The 16764-nt window shown below is 73.2% G+C and carries 17 protein-coding genes; 14 read left to right on the top strand and 3 right to left on the bottom strand.

Translation table 11 applies throughout. The features are described 5' to 3' along the window. Positions 1-225: 225 nt before the first annotated feature. The 12 genes from NRK68_RS07925 (at position 226) to NRK68_RS07870 (ending at position 13226) form a co-directional block, all read left to right on the top strand. A complete protein-coding gene (locus NRK68_RS07925) occupies positions 226-2202 on the top strand; it encodes a tetratricopeptide repeat protein (protein WP_257855447.1) in 1977 nt (658 codons plus the stop codon). Positions 2203-2355: 153 nt separating this feature from the next. Next, complete coding sequence (gene ald / locus NRK68_RS07920; protein WP_030855324.1) at positions 2356-3471, top strand: alanine dehydrogenase; 1116 nt, start codon at positions 2356-2358, stop codon at positions 3469-3471. 449 nt (positions 3472-3920) lie between these two features. Then, positions 3921-4958 carry a ParA family protein gene (locus tag NRK68_RS07915; protein ID WP_225884681.1) on the top strand — a complete coding sequence of 346 codons (1038 nt, stop codon included), beginning with the start codon at positions 3921-3923 and terminating at the stop codon, positions 4956-4958. Next, the gene (locus tag NRK68_RS07910; RefSeq protein WP_220819579.1) at positions 4943-5482 is read left to right on the top strand and encodes a hypothetical protein; all 540 of its coding nucleotides are present in this window, start codon (positions 4943-4945) and stop codon (positions 5480-5482) included. The genes NRK68_RS07915 and NRK68_RS07910 overlap by 16 nt, the downstream gene beginning before the upstream one ends. Positions 5483-5852: 370 nt before the next feature. Next, a complete protein-coding gene (locus tag NRK68_RS07905) occupies positions 5853-7001 on the top strand; it encodes a segregation and condensation protein A (RefSeq protein ID WP_257855442.1) in 1149 nt (382 codons plus the stop codon). After that, complete coding sequence (scpB, locus tag NRK68_RS07900; RefSeq protein WP_183069321.1) at positions 6998-7630, top strand: SMC-Scp complex subunit ScpB; 633 nt, start codon at positions 6998-7000, stop codon at positions 7628-7630. The genes NRK68_RS07905 and scpB overlap by 4 nt, the downstream gene beginning before the upstream one ends. Then, positions 7630-8901, top strand: a complete 1272-nt coding sequence (locus NRK68_RS07895) for a pseudouridine synthase (RefSeq protein ID WP_257855440.1) — start codon at positions 7630-7632, stop codon at positions 8899-8901. The genes scpB and NRK68_RS07895 overlap by 1 nt, the downstream gene beginning before the upstream one ends. 134 nt (positions 8902-9035) lie before the next feature. Continuing rightward, positions 9036-9644, top strand: coding sequence for a nicotinamide riboside transporter PnuC (pnuC, locus tag NRK68_RS07890; RefSeq protein ID WP_046780596.1), 609 nt, complete (start codon positions 9036-9038; stop codon positions 9642-9644). After that, the gene (locus NRK68_RS07885) at positions 9641-10720 is read left to right on the top strand and encodes an AAA family ATPase (RefSeq protein ID WP_183069323.1); all 1080 of its coding nucleotides are present in this window, start codon (positions 9641-9643) and stop codon (positions 10718-10720) included. The genes pnuC and NRK68_RS07885 overlap by 4 nt, the downstream gene beginning before the upstream one ends. After that, a complete protein-coding gene (locus tag NRK68_RS07880; RefSeq protein ID WP_257855438.1) occupies positions 10717-11457 on the top strand; it encodes an NUDIX hydrolase in 741 nt (246 codons plus the stop codon). Before NRK68_RS07885 ends, NRK68_RS07880 begins: the two co-directional genes overlap by 4 nt. Next, positions 11454-12464, top strand: coding sequence for an ADP-ribosylglycohydrolase family protein (locus NRK68_RS07875; RefSeq protein ID WP_257855437.1), 1011 nt, complete (start codon positions 11454-11456; stop codon positions 12462-12464). The genes NRK68_RS07880 and NRK68_RS07875 overlap by 4 nt, the downstream gene beginning before the upstream one ends. Before the next feature lie 3 nt (positions 12465-12467). Continuing rightward, positions 12468-13226, top strand: a complete 759-nt coding sequence (locus NRK68_RS07870) for a nucleotidyltransferase domain-containing protein (RefSeq protein ID WP_257855436.1) — start codon at positions 12468-12470, stop codon at positions 13224-13226. On the opposite strand, the gene NRK68_RS07865 is transcribed toward NRK68_RS07870, so the two are convergent. The 3 genes from NRK68_RS07865 to NRK68_RS07855 all read right to left on the bottom strand — a co-directional run bounded on the left by NRK68_RS07865 (position 13215) and on the right by NRK68_RS07855 (position 14881). After that, a complete protein-coding gene (locus NRK68_RS07865) occupies positions 13215-13895 on the bottom strand; it encodes a nucleotidyltransferase domain-containing protein (protein WP_183069326.1) in 681 nt (226 codons plus the stop codon). The genes NRK68_RS07870 and NRK68_RS07865 overlap by 12 nt on opposite strands. A 73-nt stretch (positions 13896-13968) precedes the next feature. Beyond that, positions 13969-14457: a Rieske (2Fe-2S) protein gene (locus tag NRK68_RS07860; protein ID WP_183069327.1), complete on the bottom strand. Its 489-nt coding sequence runs from the start codon at positions 14455-14457 to the stop codon at positions 13969-13971. Positions 14458-14539: 82 nt separating this feature from the next. Continuing rightward, positions 14540-14881: a DUF952 domain-containing protein gene (locus tag NRK68_RS07855; protein ID WP_183069328.1), complete on the bottom strand. Its 342-nt coding sequence runs from the start codon at positions 14879-14881 to the stop codon at positions 14540-14542. 57 nt (positions 14882-14938) lie between these two features. Between NRK68_RS07855 and NRK68_RS07850 the strand changes: the two genes are divergently transcribed. Continuing rightward, the gene (locus tag NRK68_RS07850) at positions 14939-15469 is read left to right on the top strand and encodes a YidB family protein (RefSeq protein WP_373023485.1); all 531 of its coding nucleotides are present in this window, start codon (positions 14939-14941) and stop codon (positions 15467-15469) included. A 118-nt stretch (positions 15470-15587) separates the two neighbouring features. Then, positions 15588-16676 carry a prephenate dehydrogenase gene (locus NRK68_RS07845; RefSeq protein ID WP_183069330.1) on the top strand — a complete coding sequence of 363 codons (1089 nt, stop codon included), beginning with the start codon at positions 15588-15590 and terminating at the stop codon, positions 16674-16676. The last annotated feature ends 88 nt before the right edge of the window (positions 16677-16764 follow it).

Below are 16764 nucleotides of genomic sequence, written 5' to 3'. Positions count from 1 at the left end.
ACGGCGCGACGGCGGGTCGGGGAGGGCCCCGCGCGGCGGCGAACCCCGGCCGCGTTGCCGCGGCCCGGCCCGGTCCGCGGCAACCCGGCCGCGCCGCCGGGCACCGCACGGGAAAAAGCGGACCATCCGCTGATCCGATTGGGGGATTTACCCGCCGCGCTCCCCACGGGCCGTCGCTCTGCGTGAACTACGCTCGCAATCCGAAGCAGGGAGAGGAGCGGATCCGTGACGGATTTCGTCGGGCGGCGGCGTGAGCTCAAGGAGCTGCGCGAGGACATCGCGCGGACCGGGCTCGACACCCTCTCCGGCCGCAAGGCCAAGGCCCCGCGGGCGCGGGTGCTGCTCGTCGCCGGCCGCCCCGGATCCGGCCGGACCGCCCTCGCGGAGACGTTCGTGCGCGAGGTCGCCGACCAGTACCCCGACGGGGTGCTGCGGACCAGGCTCACCGCCCCGGGCGGGGAGACCGTCGCGACCGAGCGCGCCCTGCGGGGCCTGCTCGCCGGGCTGGGCCGGCGCACCCCGCCCGGCGCCGGTGAGGACGAGCTCAGCTCCGCCCTGCGTACCGCGCTCCAGGAGCGGCGGGCGATCATCCTGATCGACGACGCGGCCGATCCGCACCAGGTCGACGCCCTGCTTCCGGACACCCCCGAGTGCCTCGTCGTCGTCACCGCCGAGGGCCCGCTCACCGGCATTCCCGACGTACGCCCCTGCACCCTCGGCGGCCTGGACACCGTCTCCGCCGTCGCGATGCTCGCCCGCCGCATCGGCGACACCCGCATCACCGCCGACCCGCGGGCCGCCGAGGCCCTCACCGAGGCCTGCGGGGGCCAGCCCGCCGCCCTCGAACTCGTCGGCGGCTGGCTCGGGGCCCGCCCCAAGGCCGCCGTCGCCGACGTGGCCAAGCAGCTCCACGACACTCCCGCCGGCGCCGGCGGGCCGCTCGCCCGCGCCTTCCGGCTCGTCTACGACTCCCTGCCGCAGCCCGCCCAGCGCACGCTGCGCCTGCTGCCGCTCGCCCCGGCCGGCCTCGTCGACTCGCACACCGCCTCCGCGCTGGCCGGCTGCTCCGTGGCCGCCGCGCAGTCCACGCTCGACGACTTCGCCGCTCTGGGGCTGCTCCGGCACGCCCCCGACGGCCTGTTCCTGCTGCCCGGCTGCCTCGCGCCGATGCTCCAGGCTCTGCTGGAGACCAAGGAGCGGCCCGCCGAGGTCCAGCTGGCCCGCGCCCGGATGCTGGAGCGGACCGTCCGGCTGCTCCACTCCTGCCGGGCCATGGCGGCCGCCGAGGGCGACGCACTCGACGCCGACCTCCAGGAGCTGCTGGACGGCCTCCCGCGCGCCCTGCGCTTCCCCGACCGGCGTGCCGCCGCCGTCTGGCTGGACACCCGGCTCCCGGCGCTCTCCGCGGCGGCCTCCCTGGCGGTCGCCGACGGTGAGCTGGACACCCTGGCCCGCCGGCTGGTCGCCGCCCTCGTACGGGCCCTCGCGGACCACCGGGGGACCACGGAGGCGGCCCCCGAGCTCTACGGGCTGCACCGTCTGGTGCTGGACGTGGCCGAGCGCCGCGGCCTGCACCGGGAGCAGGCGGCGGCGCTGCTGAACCTGGCCGACCTGGACGCGGAGACCGGCCGCACGCAGGAGGCCCTGGAGCGCTACCGGGCCGCGCTGGACGCCGGACGGGCGGCGAACGACCCGTACGCGACGGGCCGCGCGATGGAATCCGTAGGGGGTGCCTACCAGGAGCTGGCCGACTGGCACCGGGCCTCCGACTGGTTCGGCCGGGCCCTGTCCCAGGCACTCTCGCGCGGGGAGCGGGCGGACGAGGCCCGGCTGTACGGGCGCCTCGGCAACGTCCACACGTACGCGGGCCGGTACGGGGACGCGCTGCGCAGCTGGCGGGCGGCCGCCGCGGGCTACCGCAAACTCGCCGATGTGCCGGGCCAGGCCAAGGCGTTGAGCGAGATGGCGCGGGTGCAGGAGTACGCGGGCCGGCCCGAGGAATCCCTGCACACCTGCCGCGAGGCGGTGGAGCTGGCGCGCCGGGCCGGGGACCAGCGACTTCAGGCCGCGCTGCAGGTCCGGCTGGCCGACACGCTGGACCGGCTGGGGGACCCCGCGGCGGCGAGACTGCACCGCTCCGCCGCAGACAGATTGCTGGGAGACGACCCCGCTGCCTGCGAAATCCGCAGTGGATCCGACTGAGATTATTGGTTTGCAAGGCTAGACAGCGACTCATCCTTCATTAAACTGGCTTCACCACGTCATCTCGTGGTGCATCCCGTTGCGCACTCTTGTGGGCGGGTATGTATGGAAGTGCCCCGTTATTTCCCCCTGAGTCAAGGACCGTGATCGACGATGAAGGTCGGCATCCCCCGCGAGGTCAAGAACAACGAGTTCCGGGTCGCCATCACGCCTGCCGGCGTGCATGAGCTGGTCCGAAACGGCCACCAGGTCTTCATCGAGCAGAACGCCGGCGTCGGCTCCTCGATCACGGACGCCGAGTACGTCGCGGCGGGCGCGGAGATCCTCGGCACCGCCGACGAGGTCTGGGCCACCGCCGACCTGCTGCTGAAGGTCAAGGAGCCGATCGCGGAGGAGTACCACCGTCTCCGCAAGGACCAGACGCTCTTCACCTACCTGCACCTGGCGGCCTCCCGCGAGTGCACGGACGCCCTGCTGGAGTCCGGCACCACCGCCATCGCCTACGAGACGGTCGAGCTCGCCAACCGCGCGCTCCCGCTGCTCGCCCCGATGTCCGAGGTCGCGGGCCGCCTGGCCCCGCAGGTCGGCGCCTACCACCTGATGCGCTCGGCCGGCGGCCGCGGCGTCCTCCCGGGCGGTGTCCCCGGCACCCACGCCGGTGAGTGCGTCGTCATCGGCGGCGGCGTCTCCGGCTGGAACGCCGCGCAGATCGCCATCGGCATGGGCTTCCACGTGACCCTGCTCGACCGCGACATCAACAAGCTCCGTGAGGCCGACAAGATCTTCGGCACGAAGATCAAGACGATCGTCTCCAACGCCTACGAGCTGGAGAAGGCCGTCGTCGAGGCCGACCTCGTCATCGGTGCCGTCCTGATCCCGGGTGCGAAGGCCCCGAAGCTGGTCACCAACGAGCTCGTCGCCAAGATGAAGCCCGGAAGTGTACTTGTCGACATTGCAATCGACCAGGGCGGCTGCTTCGAGGACTCCCGTCCGACCACCCACGCCGAGCCGACCTTCCAGGTCCACAACTCGGTCTTCTACTGCGTCGCCAACATGCCGGGCGCGGTGCCGAACACCTCCACCTACGCGCTGACCAACGCCACGCTGCCCTACATCGTGCAGCTCGCGAACCTCGGCTGGGTCGAGGCGCTGCGCCGTGACCCCGCGCTCGCCCTGGGCCTCAACACCCATGACGGGCAGGTCGTTTACGGTCCGGTCGCCGAGGCCCACGGCCTGGAGACCCTCGAGCTCGGCACCCTGCTGGGCTGACCCGTCAACGACTGACGTCAATCTCACGTATCCGGCCGGACCTTGCCCGCAAGGTCCGGCCGGACGTGTTTGCGGACTGTCCCGGGATCCCGCTCAACTCGCCTCGAACGTAACCCTTTAACCCTTTCGCGCACCCGCGAAACTTCGCGGCGGCGGCGTGGACGCCCTTGACAGAGTGGTGTTCGGTTGCCGACACATCGTGCCGGGTCCGGCGGATTGTGTTGCCGCTGGGTGGTGACACGCCATAGAGTCGCCAACCGTCGGCATGGTGCCACGCTGACCTATCGATAAGTGTCCTGGTCACGTCCGAGGAGGTAAGACGACTTGTGAATGAGTCGACATTTACTCCTGGGGGTGGTGCAGCAGGCGTCCCTGAGCGGGGCCAGAGTCCTGCCGGGCTCGAAGCTGTCGGCTCCGTCGCAGTACGCACCTTCGCAAACCACCAGCACATGACGACGCCCCAAAAGAGCATGGACGGCCTAGACGTGAACTCCAGGGCCGGCGACCTGAGCGGCGATACGCCCACGGGATTCGCCGACTACGACAATGTGCCCGAGGGGCACTTCTACGACCCCGACGCGGAGTACGAACCGGACCCCGAGTACGCGGCCACCCTCGCCCCCGACGCTGCCCGCCAGCGCCGTGAGCGGATCGGCCCGACCGGACGCCCGCTCCCGTACTTCCCGATCCCGGGTCCGCTGACCGACCACGGTCCGGCGAAGATCATCGCGATGTGCAACCAGAAGGGCGGCGTGGGCAAGACCACGTCGACCATCAACCTGGGCGCCGCACTCGCCGAGTACGGGCGCCGCGTGCTGCTCGTCGATTTCGACCCGCAGGGCGCGCTGTCCGTGGGCCTCGGCGTGAACCCGATGGAACTCGACCTGACGGTCTACAACCTGCTCATGGAGCGGGGCATGTCGGCCGACGAGGTGCTGCTCAAGACGGCGGTCCCCAACATGGACCTGCTGCCCAGCAACATCGACCTGTCCGCTGCGGAAGTGCAGCTGGTCAGCGAGGTCGCGCGCGAGTCCACCCTGCAGCGGGCCCTGAAGCCCCTGATGGCCGACTACGACTACATCGTGATCGACTGTCAGCCCTCGCTCGGTCTGCTGACCGTGAACGCCCTGACGGCGGCTCACAAGGTCATCGTCCCGCTGGAGTGCGAGTTCTTCGCACTGCGCGGCGTGGCGCTGCTGACCGAGACCATCGAGAAGGTGCAGGAGCGGCTCAACCCCGAGCTGGAGCTCGACGGCATCCTCGCCACGATGTACGACTCCCGTACGGTGCACAGCCGCGAGGTGCTGGCGCGTGTCGTCGAGGCGTTCGACGACCACGTCTACCACACGGTCATCGGCCGCACGGTGCGCTTCCCGGAGACCACGGTCGCCGGTGAGCCGATCACGACGTACGCGTCCAACTCCGTCGGCGCCGCCGCCTATCGCCAGTTGGCCAGGGAGGTGCTCGCCCGTTGTCACGCCGAGTGAGTCTGCCCGGCGCCGACGAACTGTTCCGCACGACCGGGGGGATGGCGCTGCAGTCGTCCTCGCCGCGCCGCGGGGCCGAGGAGGCACCCGCCGCGGAACACTCGGCCGCTCCGGCCGGGGGTACGGCGGGAGAGGGCCGCAGCCGGGAGGCTGAGGCCGGTACGGACGCGGGCGGACCCGTCGTGGGGCAGCCGCGGCGAGCGCAGGAAGGTTCTGTCAGCCCGGCCGGGCAGACCGCCGGGGCGGCCGCCGCCCCGGCCGGGGCGACCCGGCGGGGCAAGGGCCAGGGCCGCGGCGCGAACCGGCGGCCCAGCGGCCGCGAACGGCACGACGAGAAGATCACGGTCTACGTCTCCGCCGAGGAGCTGATGGACCTGGAGCACGCGCGGCTGGTGCTGCGCGGGGAACACGGCCTGGCCGTCGACCGCGGCCGCATCGTCCGCGAGGCGGTGGCGGTCGTCCTCGCCGACCTGGAGTCCCGCGGCGACGCCAGCATCCTGGTCCGCCGCCTCCGCGGCCGCTAGGCCCCCTGCGGGCCGCCTGCGGCGCCGCTCAGCCGGGACGGAACCGTGCCGTGCCCGATGTCTTGCCGAGAGGCCGCCGACCTGCCGTCGGCGGCCTCTCCGCTTCGCAGTCTGCGGCGCCACCTGCGGTGCGCTTCCCGGGCTGCCGGCCGCCGGCCCGCAAGCGCCTGCCTGGACGGCCCGCCTGCCGCGGGCTCTGCGGCCCCACTCCCGTGCGGGCGCCGCGTGCCGATCGGCCGGCGGGGTGCCGCCGGGCCAAGCCCGGCGCGGCGGTCGCTGCGGCCCGGCCCGCCGGGCGGGGAATCGTTCGGGCAGGGCCTAGGCTTTTCGTGGCCGACCTGCCGTTTCTTCCGTACCCACCTGGACCGCCATGCCCCCCGATCACCACGCCGCCCGCCCGGCCCGCCGGAGCCTGGGGCGCGGGCCGGGCGCCGCCGAGGCCCCGGTGTCCGACCCGGAGGAGGCCGAGGCCCCCGTCACCGGCCCGGCTGGGCCCGTCGGCGGTAGCTCGGCCGCCGCACGCGTCACCGAGGTGCCCGGCGCCGGGCCGGGTGCCGCCGAGGCCCCGGCCCCCGCTGCGGTCGCGCCCGAGCCGGCCGGCGGGACCGGGGAGCCGGCCGGGTCTGTCGACGGGGCCGGCGGGGCGACGGAGGCGGCCGGGGCCGCTGCGGGGGCGGGGGCGCGGGAGCCCGCGGGCGCCGGCGCGGCGGGTCCCGCGGGAGGCGACGGGCGGTTCACGTTGCGGCTCGACAACTTCGAGGGGCCCTTCGACCTGCTGCTCCAGCTGATCTCCCGGCACAAGCTCGACGTCACCGAGGTCGCGCTGTCCAAGGTCACCGACGAGTTCATGACGTACATCCGGGCCATGGGGCCCGACTGGGACCTCGACCAGACCACCGAGTTCCTCGTCGTCGCCGCGACCCTGCTCGACCTCAAAGCCGCCCGGCTGCTGCCGGTGGCCGAGGTCGAGGACGAGGCCGACCTCGCCCTCCTGGAGGCCCGGGACCTGCTCTTCGCGCGCCTGCTGCAGTACCGCGCGTACAAGCAGATCGCCGAGATCTTCGAGCGCCGCGCGGAGACCGAGGGCCGCCGCTACCCCCGGACGGTCGGGCTGGAACCGCACCACGCCGACCTGCTGCCCGACGTCGTCATCAGCATCGGCGCGGAAGGGTTCGCCCGGCTCGCCGTCAAGGCCATGCAGCCCAAGGCCAGGCCCCAGGTCTACGTGGACCACATCCACGCGCCCCTCGTCAGCGTGCGCGAGCAGGCCGGCGTCGTGGTGCGGATGCTGAAGACGCGCGGCGAGGCGACCTTCCAGGAGCTCACCGAGGACGCCGAGGACACCCTCACCGTCGTGGCGCGCTTCCTGGCCCTCCTGGAGCTCTACCGGGAGAAGGCGGTCGCCCTCGACCAGGAGGAGGCCCTGCGGACGCTCACCGTGCGCTGGAGCGGCGGGGACGGCGACGGCATGCCGACGGTGACCGACGAGTTCGACCAGATCGTGGAGGCGAAGGATTGAGCAGCGACGTCGGCGCGGTCGCCGCGCTGGAACTGAAGCCGGCCCTGGAGGCCGTCCTCATGGTCGTGGACGAGCCCGCGACCGAGGCGCACCTCGCCAAGGTGCTGGAGTGCACCCCGCGTGAGGTCGCGGACGCGCTGCGGGAGCTCGCCGACGAGTACACGGCCGCGCGCCGGGGCTTCGAGCTGCGGCTCGTCGCGGGCGGATGGCGTTTCTACACCCGGGCGCAGTACGCCCCGGCCGTGGAGGCCTTCGTCCTCGACGGCCAGCAGGCCCGGCTCACCCAGGCGGCGCTGGAGACCCTGGCGGTCGTCGCGTACCGCCAGCCGGTGAGCCGGTCGCGGGTCTCCGCCGTACGCGGAGTCAACTGCGACGGGGTCATGCGGACCCTGCTCCAGCGCGGTCTGGTGGAGGAGGCGGGGACGGAACCCGAAACAGGTGCGATCCTATACAGGACGACGAACTACTTTCTGGAGCGGATGGGCCTGCGCGGCCTGGACGAGCTCCCGGAGCTCGCGCCCTTCCTCCCCGAGGCGGACGCGATCGAAGCCGAGACGCAAGAAGGTGTGCCGTCGTTCGATCCGGACGCACCGGACACCGATGAAGACGACAAGACGACGGAACTTTGATGCGAAGCAGCGGCAACGGCAACGGTGGCAACAGGAACAGCGGCGGCGGTGGCGGCGGCGGGCGCGGTAGCGCCCGTGGCGGCGGCTCCGGCGGCGGCGGTGGCTACCGCGGCGGCTCCGGCAGCGGCGGCTCCCGTGGCGGCAGCGGTTCCGGCGGTGGCGGCTACCGGGGCGGCAGCGGCTCGGGCGGCGGCTCCGGCAGCGGCGGTGGCTACCGCAGCGGTCAGGGCGGCTCGCGCGACCGCGACCGCGACCAGGCGCCCCAGCGTCCCCGCAACCCCCGCCCGGAGGAGCGCCGCTACGACGTCGGCCCCGAGGGCGAGCGCACCCGCGGCGCCCGCGGTGACGCGGCGCGCGGCGGCGCCAAGGGCGGTCCCCGCACCTCCAAGACCCCCGGCATCGGCGGCGCCGGCGGCCCGCGCCGCGGTCCGGGCAGCCGCAGCGGCCAGTCCCGCCCGCGTGAGCTGGACGCGCGCATCGAGGAGCGCGTGCGCGACCGGTACGCCGACAAGCCCGTGATCCGGACCCCGAAGACGTTCCCGGGCGCCGAGCAGGAGGGCGAGCGGCTGCAGAAGGTCCTCGCCCGCGCCGGCATGGGCTCGCGCCGTGCCTGTGAGGAGCTCATCGAGCAGGCCCGCGTCGAGGTCAACGGCGAGATCGTCACCGAGCAGGGCAAGCGCGTCCAGCCGAAGGACGAGATCAAGGTGGACGGCCTGACCGTCGCCACCCAGTCGTACCTGTTCTTCGCGCTGAACAAGCCGGCCGGTGTCGTCTCCACCATGGAGGACCCGGACGGCCGCCAGTGCCTGGGCGACTACGTCAACAACCGCGAGACGCGCCTGTTCCACGTCGGCCGGCTCGACACCGAGACCGAGGGCATCATCCTGCTCACCAACCACGGTGAGCTGGCCCACCGCCTCACGCACCCGAAGTACGGCGTGAAGAAGACCTACGTCGCCGCGATCACCGGCTCGCTGCCGCGCGACATCGGCAAGCGGCTCAAGGACGGCATCGAGCTCGAGGACGGCTGGGCCCGCGCCGACAACTTCCGCGTGCTGGACCAGGTCGGCAAGAACTACATGGTCGAGGTGACCCTCCACGAGGGCCGCAAGCACATCGTCCGCCGCATGCTGTCCGAGGCGGGCTTCCCCGTCGACAAGCTCGTCCGGACCTCCTTCGGACCGATCGAGCTGGGAGACCAGAAGTCCGGCTGGCTGCGCCGCCTGACCAACACCGAGGTCGGCATGCTGATGCGCGAGGTCGGTCTGTAGGACCCCGCGCCACCCGCTCCACCCCGCTCCACGAAAAGCCCGCAGTGCCCACGGCACCGCGGGCTTTTCCCTTGCCCCCGCCCCGCATCCCTGTTTATAGTCACAGTGACTATTAAAGGAAGTGGGGGCCGGGCATGAACTGGACCTTGAGCTGGACCGAGGTGCTCGGGTTCGCCACGGGCGCCCTGTGCGTCTGGCTGGTGGCCCGCCAGCACATCGCCAACTGGCCGATCGGCATCGCCAACAACGTCTTCTTCATCGTTCTCTTCACCCAGGCCGGCCTCTACGCCGACGCCGGGCTCCAGATCGTCTTCATCGCCCTCGCCGCGTACGGCTGGTGGTCCTGGACCCACGGGGGTGGACCAGGAACCGCCGAAGCCCTGCCGGTGCGCCGCACCACGCGCACCGAATGGGTCTGGCTGGCCGCGGCGGGGGCGGCGGGGACCCTCGGCCTGACCCTGCTCCTGTCCCGGGCCACCGACTCGACCGTCCCCTTCTGGGACGCCGTCACGACCGCGCTCTCCCTCACGGCGACGTACGGCCAGTGCCGCAAGCTGGTCGAGTCCTGGTGGCTGTGGATCGCTGCCGACCTCGTCTACATCCCGCTGTACGTCCACAAGGGGCTCCACCTCACCGCCCTGCTCTACGTCGGCTTCCTCGCGCTCTGCGTCGTCGGCCTGCTCGGCTGGCGGCGCACGCTCGCCGAACGCGGCACCCGCACGGCCCTGGGGGCGACGGCATGAGGCGCTTCGGCCACGGGCTGGTGCTCGGCAAGTTCTACCCGCCGCACGCCGGCCACCACCACCTGGTGCGCACCGCCCAGGACCGCTGCGAGCGGCTGACCGTCCTGGTCTGCGCGGCCTCCGTGGAATCGGTGCCGCTCGCCGACCGCGTCGCCTGGATGCGCGAGGCCCACCCGGACGCGGACGTCGTCGGAGCCGTCGACGACATCCCCGTCGACCTGCACGACCCCGAGATCTGGGAGGCCCACATGGCGATCTTCCGGGCCGCGGTCGGCCGCCCCGTCGACGCCGTCTTCACCTCGGAGGAGTACGGCACCGAACTCGCGCGCCGGTTCGGCGCCGAGGAGGTCTGCGTGGACCCCGCCCGGACCCTGTTCCCGGTCTCCGGGACGGCGGTCCGGGCCGACCCGGCCGCCTGCTGGGACTTCCTGGGACCCGCCGTACGGGCCCGCCTCGCGCGCCGTGTCGTCGTCCTCGGCGCCGAGTCCACCGGGACGACCACCCTGTCCCGGGACCTGGCCGCGCATCTCCGGGCCCGCGGCGGGGTCTGGGCGGCCACGGGCTGGGTCGAGGAGTACGGACGCCGCTACAGCGAGGAGAAGCTCGCCGCGGCCCGGGCCGCCGACCCGGCCGCCACCTGGGCGGACGTCTCCTTCACCTCGGAGGAGTTCCCCGTCATCGCCCGCCGCCAGGACGAGGAGGAGGAGCGGGCGGCCCGCCAGGGCTCCCCGGTGCTGGTCTGCGACACCGACTCCTTCGCCACCGGCATCTGGCACGAGCGGTACATGGGCGGCCGCAACGCCGAGGTCGAGCGGATCGCCGCGCGCACGCACCGGAACCTGTACCTGCTCACCGAGGACGCCGACGTGCCCTTCGAGGACGACGGACTGCGCGACGGGCCCCACCTCAGACCGTGGATGACCCGGCGCTTCCGCGAGGAGCTGGAAGCCACCGGCAAGCGCTACGTGTCCGTGCGGGGCGACCGCCGGGAGCGGCTCGCCACGGCGGTGACGGCCGTCGACGCACTGCTCGCCGAAGGCTGGCGGTTCGCCGACCCCCTCCCGGAGAACCGGTGAACGGGGCGGCGGGGCCGGGCTATGACCCGTATGCCTTCGAGCCGTTCGCGGTGACCGTCGACCTCGCTGTCTTCACCGTGCGCGGCGGCGCCCTGCACGTCCTGCTGATCCGGCGCGGCCAGGAGCCGTACGCGGGCTCCTGGGCGCTGCCCGGCGGGTTCGTCCTGCCCCGGGAGTCCGCCGAGGCGGCCGCCCGGCGTGAACTGGCCGAGGAGACCGGCCTGCCCGAACACATTGTGGCGGCCCTGCACCTGGAACAGCTGCGCACCTACAGCGAGCCCGACCGGGACCCCCGGATGCGGGTCGTCTCGGTGGCCTTCACGGCCCTCGTCCCGGACCTGCCCGAGCCGGCTGCCGAGGGCGGAGGGGACGCGGCGCAGGCCCGCTGGCTGCCGCTGGGCGAGGCCCCGGACCTGGCCTTCGACCACGCGGTGATCCTGGCGGACGCGCGTGAGCGGGTCCGCTCGAAGCTGGAGTACACCTGCCTGGCCACCGCCTTCTGCCCGCCCGAGTTCACCCTCGGGGAGCTCCTGGCCGTCTACGAGACCGTCTGGGACACCGTGCTCGACCGCCCCAACTTCCGCCGCAAGGTCCTGACGACGCCCGGGTTCGTCGAGGCCGTACCGGGCGCCGCCCGGCTCACCGGGGGACGCGGCAAACCGGCCGCCCTCTACCGGGCCGGCCCGGCGACCGCCCTCCATCCACCTCTGCTCCGACCGGAAGGACCCACACGATGACCAAACGAGCCGCGACCGGCGCACTGATCGGCCTGGCCCTGGGCGACGCCCTGGGCTTCCCGACCGAGTTCAACGACGTTCCCGCGATCCTCGCCAGGACGGGCCCGTGGCGCGAGATGCACCTGCCCCGCCCCGCGATCGTCACGGACGACACCCAGATGACCCTCGCCCTGGCCCGCGGCATCCGCACCGCGACGGCCCGCGGCCACATAGGACCGCTGTGGCTGACCCCGCCCGTCCGCCAGGAGTTCGTCGACTGGTACCACTCCCCGGAGAACAACCGGGCGCCCGGCAACACCTGCCTGCAGGCCTGCAGCCTGCTGAACGACCCGCAGCGCGACTGGCGCGACGCCAGCCGGACCGGCTCCAAGGGCTGCGGCGCGAACATGCGAGTGGCCCCCGTCGGGCTGGTGCCCGGCTGGACCGACGAGGAACGGGCCGGCGCCGCCCAGCTCCAGTCCGCCCTCACCCACGGCCACCCGACGGCGCTCGCCGCCTCCGACCTGACCGCGCGGGCGGTGCACCTGCTGGCCGCCGGCATCGAGGTCACCGGGCTCGTCGGACAGCTGCGCTCGTACGCCCTGGAGAACCGCACCCGCTATCACGAGCGCTGGCTCGGCGACCTCTGGATGCGCACCACCTCCGACGCCACGCCCGAATCCTTCATCGCGCGCGGCTGGGACGAGTGCCTGGAGGTGCTCGACCGGCTGGCGGCCGCCCTGAAGACCCCGTCCCCCGAGACCGACCCCTGCCTGACCACCGGCGACGGCTGGATCGCCGAAGAGGCCCTCGCCACCGCCCTGCAGTGCTTCCTCCTCTTCCCGGACGAGCCCCTGACCGCCCTGCGCCGCGCCGCCTGCACGAGGGGCGACTCCGACTCCATCGCCTGCCTCGCCGGCGCCTTCGCCGGAGCCCACCTCGGGGCGGACGTCTGGCCGCGCGAGTGGGAGGGCCGCATCGAGTACCGGGACGAACTCCTGGCCTTCGGCACCCTCTGGGATGCTTGATCCATGCTGGACGCCCTGAGTATCGACCTGACCCCCGTCGTGGCGGAGCAGCCCGACCCGCTGCTCTTCGCCACGGTCTCGGGCGCACACCTGTACGGCTTCCCCTCCCGGGACTCCGACATCGACCTGCGCGGGGCGCACCTGCTCCCCGTCGAGGACCTCCTGGGCCTGCGCGAGCCCGAGGAAACCCGCACCCGCATGTGGGACCGCGACGACGTGGAGATGGACCTCGTCACGCACGACCTGCGCAAGTTCGTCCGCCTCATGCTCAACCGGAACGGCTATGTGCTCGAGCAGCTGCTGTCCCCGCTCGTGGTCCACACGACGGAGGCCCACGAGGAGCTGGTCGCGCTCGCCCCGGGCGTCCTGACCTCCCACCACGCCCACCACTACCGGGGGTTCGCGAACACCCAGTGGCGGCTCTTCGACAAGGCAGCCGAACTCAAGCCGCTCCTCTACGCCTTCCGGGCGCTGCTCACCGGCATCCACCTGATGAGGGCGGCCGAGGTGCAGGCGCATCTGCCGACCCTGCTGGCCGAGGTTCCCGAGGCGCCGCCGTACCTCGCCGCCCTGATCGAGGCCAAGGCCGACGCCGAGCACGGGGGCTACCAGGGCCCGCCCGTCGCCGCCGTACGGGAGGACTTCGAGGCGCTGCACGCGCTGCTGGACACCGCGCAGGCGGGCACCGCGCTGCCCGCGCACGGGTCGGCGTACGACGCGCTGGACGCGTTCGTCGTCGCCCGCCGGGTCCTACGAGGCTGACGCCCGCCGGGTGCGGACAAGGAAGTCCTCCACCCGGGCACGGTCCGGGTCCTCCGGCAGGGGAGTGCCGGCCAGGGCCCGCTCCGTCTCCTCCTGCAGGCGGGTCATCCAGGCGTCGACCTCGTCCCAGGTGAGCTCCCCGCGGCGGACGGCGAGGAGGCGGTCGCGGTACGGGCCCGCGTCGATGCTCAGGAGGCCCGTGCGCAGCAGGTCGCGGCAGGACAGCAGCAGGCGCAGCAGGTGCATCGCGTGCTTCCAGCGCGGCGCCCCGTGGACGCGGACGTCCGCGACGAGTTTGCCGTGCTGGGAGGCCGCGTACCGGCTGAAGCTGGTGTGCGCCCGGCGGGAGAGGAAGGCCCCGCGCAGCGACAGCAGCTCCCGGCCGACCGGGTCGGCATGCTCGACCAGGGGCGAGTGCAGGCACTCCAGGATGTTCGGGTTGGCCCGCAGGGCGAGTTCGCAGAAACGTTCCAGCTCCCAGGAGAACTCCTCCTCCCGGGGCCCCTCGACGTGCGTGGGCGGCTTCTCGAACCGCCAGAACAGCGGTGTCGGGGCGAGGTAGACGCCGCGCCGGTCGGTGTCGCTGCTCTCCGTGGCCAGCCCGAACGCACGGGAGCCCATCACGCACCGGTAGACCGTGTGGTCCCGTACCAGCGTCAGATCGTCCATCCGGGGAGCCTATGCCAGGGCGCACCCGCCCTGCCGGGCCTTTTCCGCGGGCCGGCAGGGCTGCGAGCGCCCGCTACGCGAGCGTGATGCTGCCGTCCGCCGAGACCGTGATCTTCTTCTCGGCGAGCCCCTTGGTGGCCGGTCCCGAGATCTTCGAGCCGTCCGTGGCCTTGAACTCGCTGTTGTGGCAGGCGCAGTTGATGGTGTTGTCCGCCACCTTGCTCACCAGGCAGCCCTGGTGGGGGCAGACCGCCGTGAAGCAGCGGAAGGAGCCCGCCGTGGGCTGGGTGACCACGAGCTTCTCCTCCTTGAGGACCTTGCCGCCGCCCACGGGCACGTCCGCCGCCTTGGCGATGGACTTCGTACCGGCGGCCGCGCCGCCCGCCGAGGGCGCGTCGGCCGGGGCGGAGCCGGGCGGCGGGGTGGCGGCGCCGTTCGGTTCGCCGGTCGCTGCGCTCCCGCCGTCGCCGCCACCGCCGCAGGCGGTGAGCGCACCGCCGGCCAGGGTGGCCGCTCCGATCACCAGTACCTTGCGCCGGGCGGTCTGCGTGGGGTCGCTCATCAGTCTCTCCTCGCTGTGTGGCGGATCGGCGTGCAGCATCCTGACGTGCGGCGGGCCCCAGGTGAAGCCTGCCGCGCCCGAATCACGAGCTCCACTGCCACGGTGTCAGTGATGCGGGTGTGCCAGGTGTGCGTACGACCTCCCACACGTGGACCACGGCGTCCCGGTTCAGCGGACCGAAAACATGTGGGAAACGGTCGCCGGAATCACCCTCCCGGCGGACCTCCGCGGTCAGCGCGTCCTCGTCGAGCTCGACCGCCAGCAGGGTCCCCGGCTGCTCCCGGTAGTGCGTGTCGGCGATCCCGAGCGCCGTCGTACGGTCCGCCGAACAGTGCACGAACCCCTCGGAGTCGAGCGAGGGCGGGGCGTACGGCAGCTCGGGTGCGGCGGTCCAGTCGGCGAGCGGGACGATGTGGAAGATCATGCGGATCGTTCTACCGCAGCGGAACCGGGCCCGGGTGCCGGGTGGCGACACCACCCGGTGTGGGCGACATTGTCCGTGTCCCGAAGCCGGGTACGGGCGCTGTCCGCGCGGCCCGGCCCTTCTGCGAAAGGCACGACGATGGCAGGCAACGACCTCGGCTCGCTCCTCGGCGGCCTCCTCGGCGGTGGTGGCGGGCAGGGCGGCAGCGGGAGTGGCGGGGGCGGCGCAGGAAACGTCCTCGGCGCCCTGCTCGGCGCGCTCATGGGCGGCGCCGGCGGTGCCCGGACGGGCGGCGGCGCGAACAACCCGCTCGGCGGCCTCATGGACATGCTGACCAGGTCCGGCCTGGCCGACCAGGCGCAGTCCTGGATCGGCACGGGCGAGAACCAGCCGGTCAGCGGCGCGCAGATCAGCGAGGCCCTGCCGGACGAGACCCTCCAGCAGGTCGCCGCCCAGGCCGGCGTCTCCCCGGAACAGGCCGCGGACCAGATCGCGCAGAGCCTGCCGCAGGCGGTCGACAGGCTCACCCCGGGCGGAGAGATCCCCTCCGGTTCGATCGAGGACATCATCCGGCAGCAGAAGTTCTGAAGACCTGGTCCCACCAGGGCCCGGCCGCCGTCCCACAGGGCGGGCAGCCGGGCCCTCGCCGCGTACCGTCTGGCTACCCTGAGTCAGAACCTGTCGTCACGCACCTGTGGAGCGCCCCGTGAGAACCGCCGTCGTCATCGGAACCGGACTGATCGGCACCTCCGCGGCGCTCGCCCTGACAGCCCGCGGGGTCACCGTGCACCTCGCCGACCACGACCCGGACCGGGCCCGTACCGCCGCCGCCCTCGGGGCCGGCACCGACGAGCCCCCGCACGAGCAGGTCGACCTCGCGATCGTCGCAGTCCCGCCGGCCCACGTCGCCGCGACCCTGGCCGACCTGATAGGGCGCGGCGCGGCGCGGGCCTACGTCGACGTGGCCAGCGTCAAGGGCGGACCGCGGCGGGAACTGGCCGCGCTCGGCGTGGACGCCACCGCCTACATCGGCACGCACCCGATGGCGGGCAAGGAGCAGTCGGGGCCGCTCGCCGCGACGGCGGACCTCTTCGAAGGCCGCCCCTGGGTGCTCACCCCGACCCGCGAGACCGACCACGAGGTGCTCAACCTCGCCCTGGAGCTCGTCGCCCTCTCCCGGGCCGTACCGGTGGTGATGGACGCCGACGCCCACGACCGGGCCGTCGCGCTCGTCTCGCACACCCCGCAGCTCGTCTCCAGCATGGTCGCGGCCCGGCTGGAGGAGGCCGACGAGACGGCCGTACGGCTGTGCGGGCAGGGCATCCGTGACGTGACCCGGATCGCCGCCTCCGACCCGCGGATGTGGGTGGAGATCCTGTCGGCCAACCCGGGACCGGTCGCCGACGTCCTCGCCGGGATCGCCGCCGACCTGGAGGAGACCGTCGACGCGTTGCGCAGCCTCCAGTCCGCCGACGTGGAGAAGCGCCGCGGCGGCGCCGCGGGCATCGAGGACGTACTGCGCCGCGGGAACGCGGGCCGCGTACGGGTGCCGGGCAAGCACGGCGCGGCGCCCACGGTCTACGAGACGGTGGCCGTGCTCATCAGCGACCAGCCGGGCGAGCTGGCGAGGATCTTCGCCGACGCCGGCCGCGCAGGCGTCAACATCGAGGACGTGCGGATCGAGCACGCCACGGGCCAGCAGGCCGGTCTCGTCCAGCTCATGGTCGAGCCCCGGTCCGCCGCCGCCCTCACGGCCGAGCTGCGGGAAAGGGGCTGGGCCCTGCGCACCTCCTGAGCCCGCGAGGTGCGCAAACCACGGGCGGGGCCGGGGGGTGGCCGGGGCCCGGTAACCTTGGAGAGGGGCGCTTTGCCGCGCCCTGACA

The sequence above is a fragment of the Streptomyces yangpuensis genome, assembly GCF_024666385.1.
Taxonomy (GTDB): Bacteria; Actinomycetota; Actinomycetes; order Streptomycetales; family Streptomycetaceae; genus Streptomyces; species Streptomyces yangpuensis.
The sequence above is the reverse complement of the archived record's forward strand: the minus strand, read 5'-3'. Positions and strand labels throughout refer to the sequence as shown.

Bases quoted from the DNA above. Each gene is read 5' to 3' on its own strand.
- NRK68_RS07870 (WP_257855436.1), top strand. From the start codon at position 12,468: ATGCTGGACGCCCTGAGTATCGACCTGACCCCCGTCGTGGCGGAGCAG.
- NRK68_RS07855 (WP_183069328.1), bottom strand. From the start codon at position 14,881: ATGATCTTCCACATCGTCCCGCTCGCCGACTGGACCGCCGCACCCGAG.
- NRK68_RS07865 (WP_183069326.1), bottom strand. From the start codon at position 13,895: ATGGACGATCTGACGCTGGTACGGGACCACACGGTCTACCGGTGCGTG.
- NRK68_RS07885 (WP_183069323.1), top strand. From the start codon at position 9,641: ATGAGGCGCTTCGGCCACGGGCTGGTGCTCGGCAAGTTCTACCCGCCG.
- ald (WP_030855324.1), top strand. From the start codon at position 2,356: ATGAAGGTCGGCATCCCCCGCGAGGTCAAGAACAACGAGTTCCGGGTC.
- NRK68_RS07905 (WP_257855442.1), top strand. From the start codon at position 5,853: ATGCCCCCCGATCACCACGCCGCCCGCCCGGCCCGCCGGAGCCTGGGG.
- NRK68_RS07875 (WP_257855437.1), top strand. From the start codon at position 11,454: ATGACCAAACGAGCCGCGACCGGCGCACTGATCGGCCTGGCCCTGGGC.
- pnuC (WP_046780596.1), top strand. From the start codon at position 9,036: ATGAACTGGACCTTGAGCTGGACCGAGGTGCTCGGGTTCGCCACGGGC.
- NRK68_RS07895 (WP_257855440.1), top strand. From the start codon at position 7,630: ATGCGAAGCAGCGGCAACGGCAACGGTGGCAACAGGAACAGCGGCGGC.
- NRK68_RS07915 (WP_225884681.1), top strand. From the start codon at position 3,921: ATGACGACGCCCCAAAAGAGCATGGACGGCCTAGACGTGAACTCCAGG.
- NRK68_RS07860 (WP_183069327.1), bottom strand. From the start codon at position 14,457: ATGAGCGACCCCACGCAGACCGCCCGGCGCAAGGTACTGGTGATCGGA.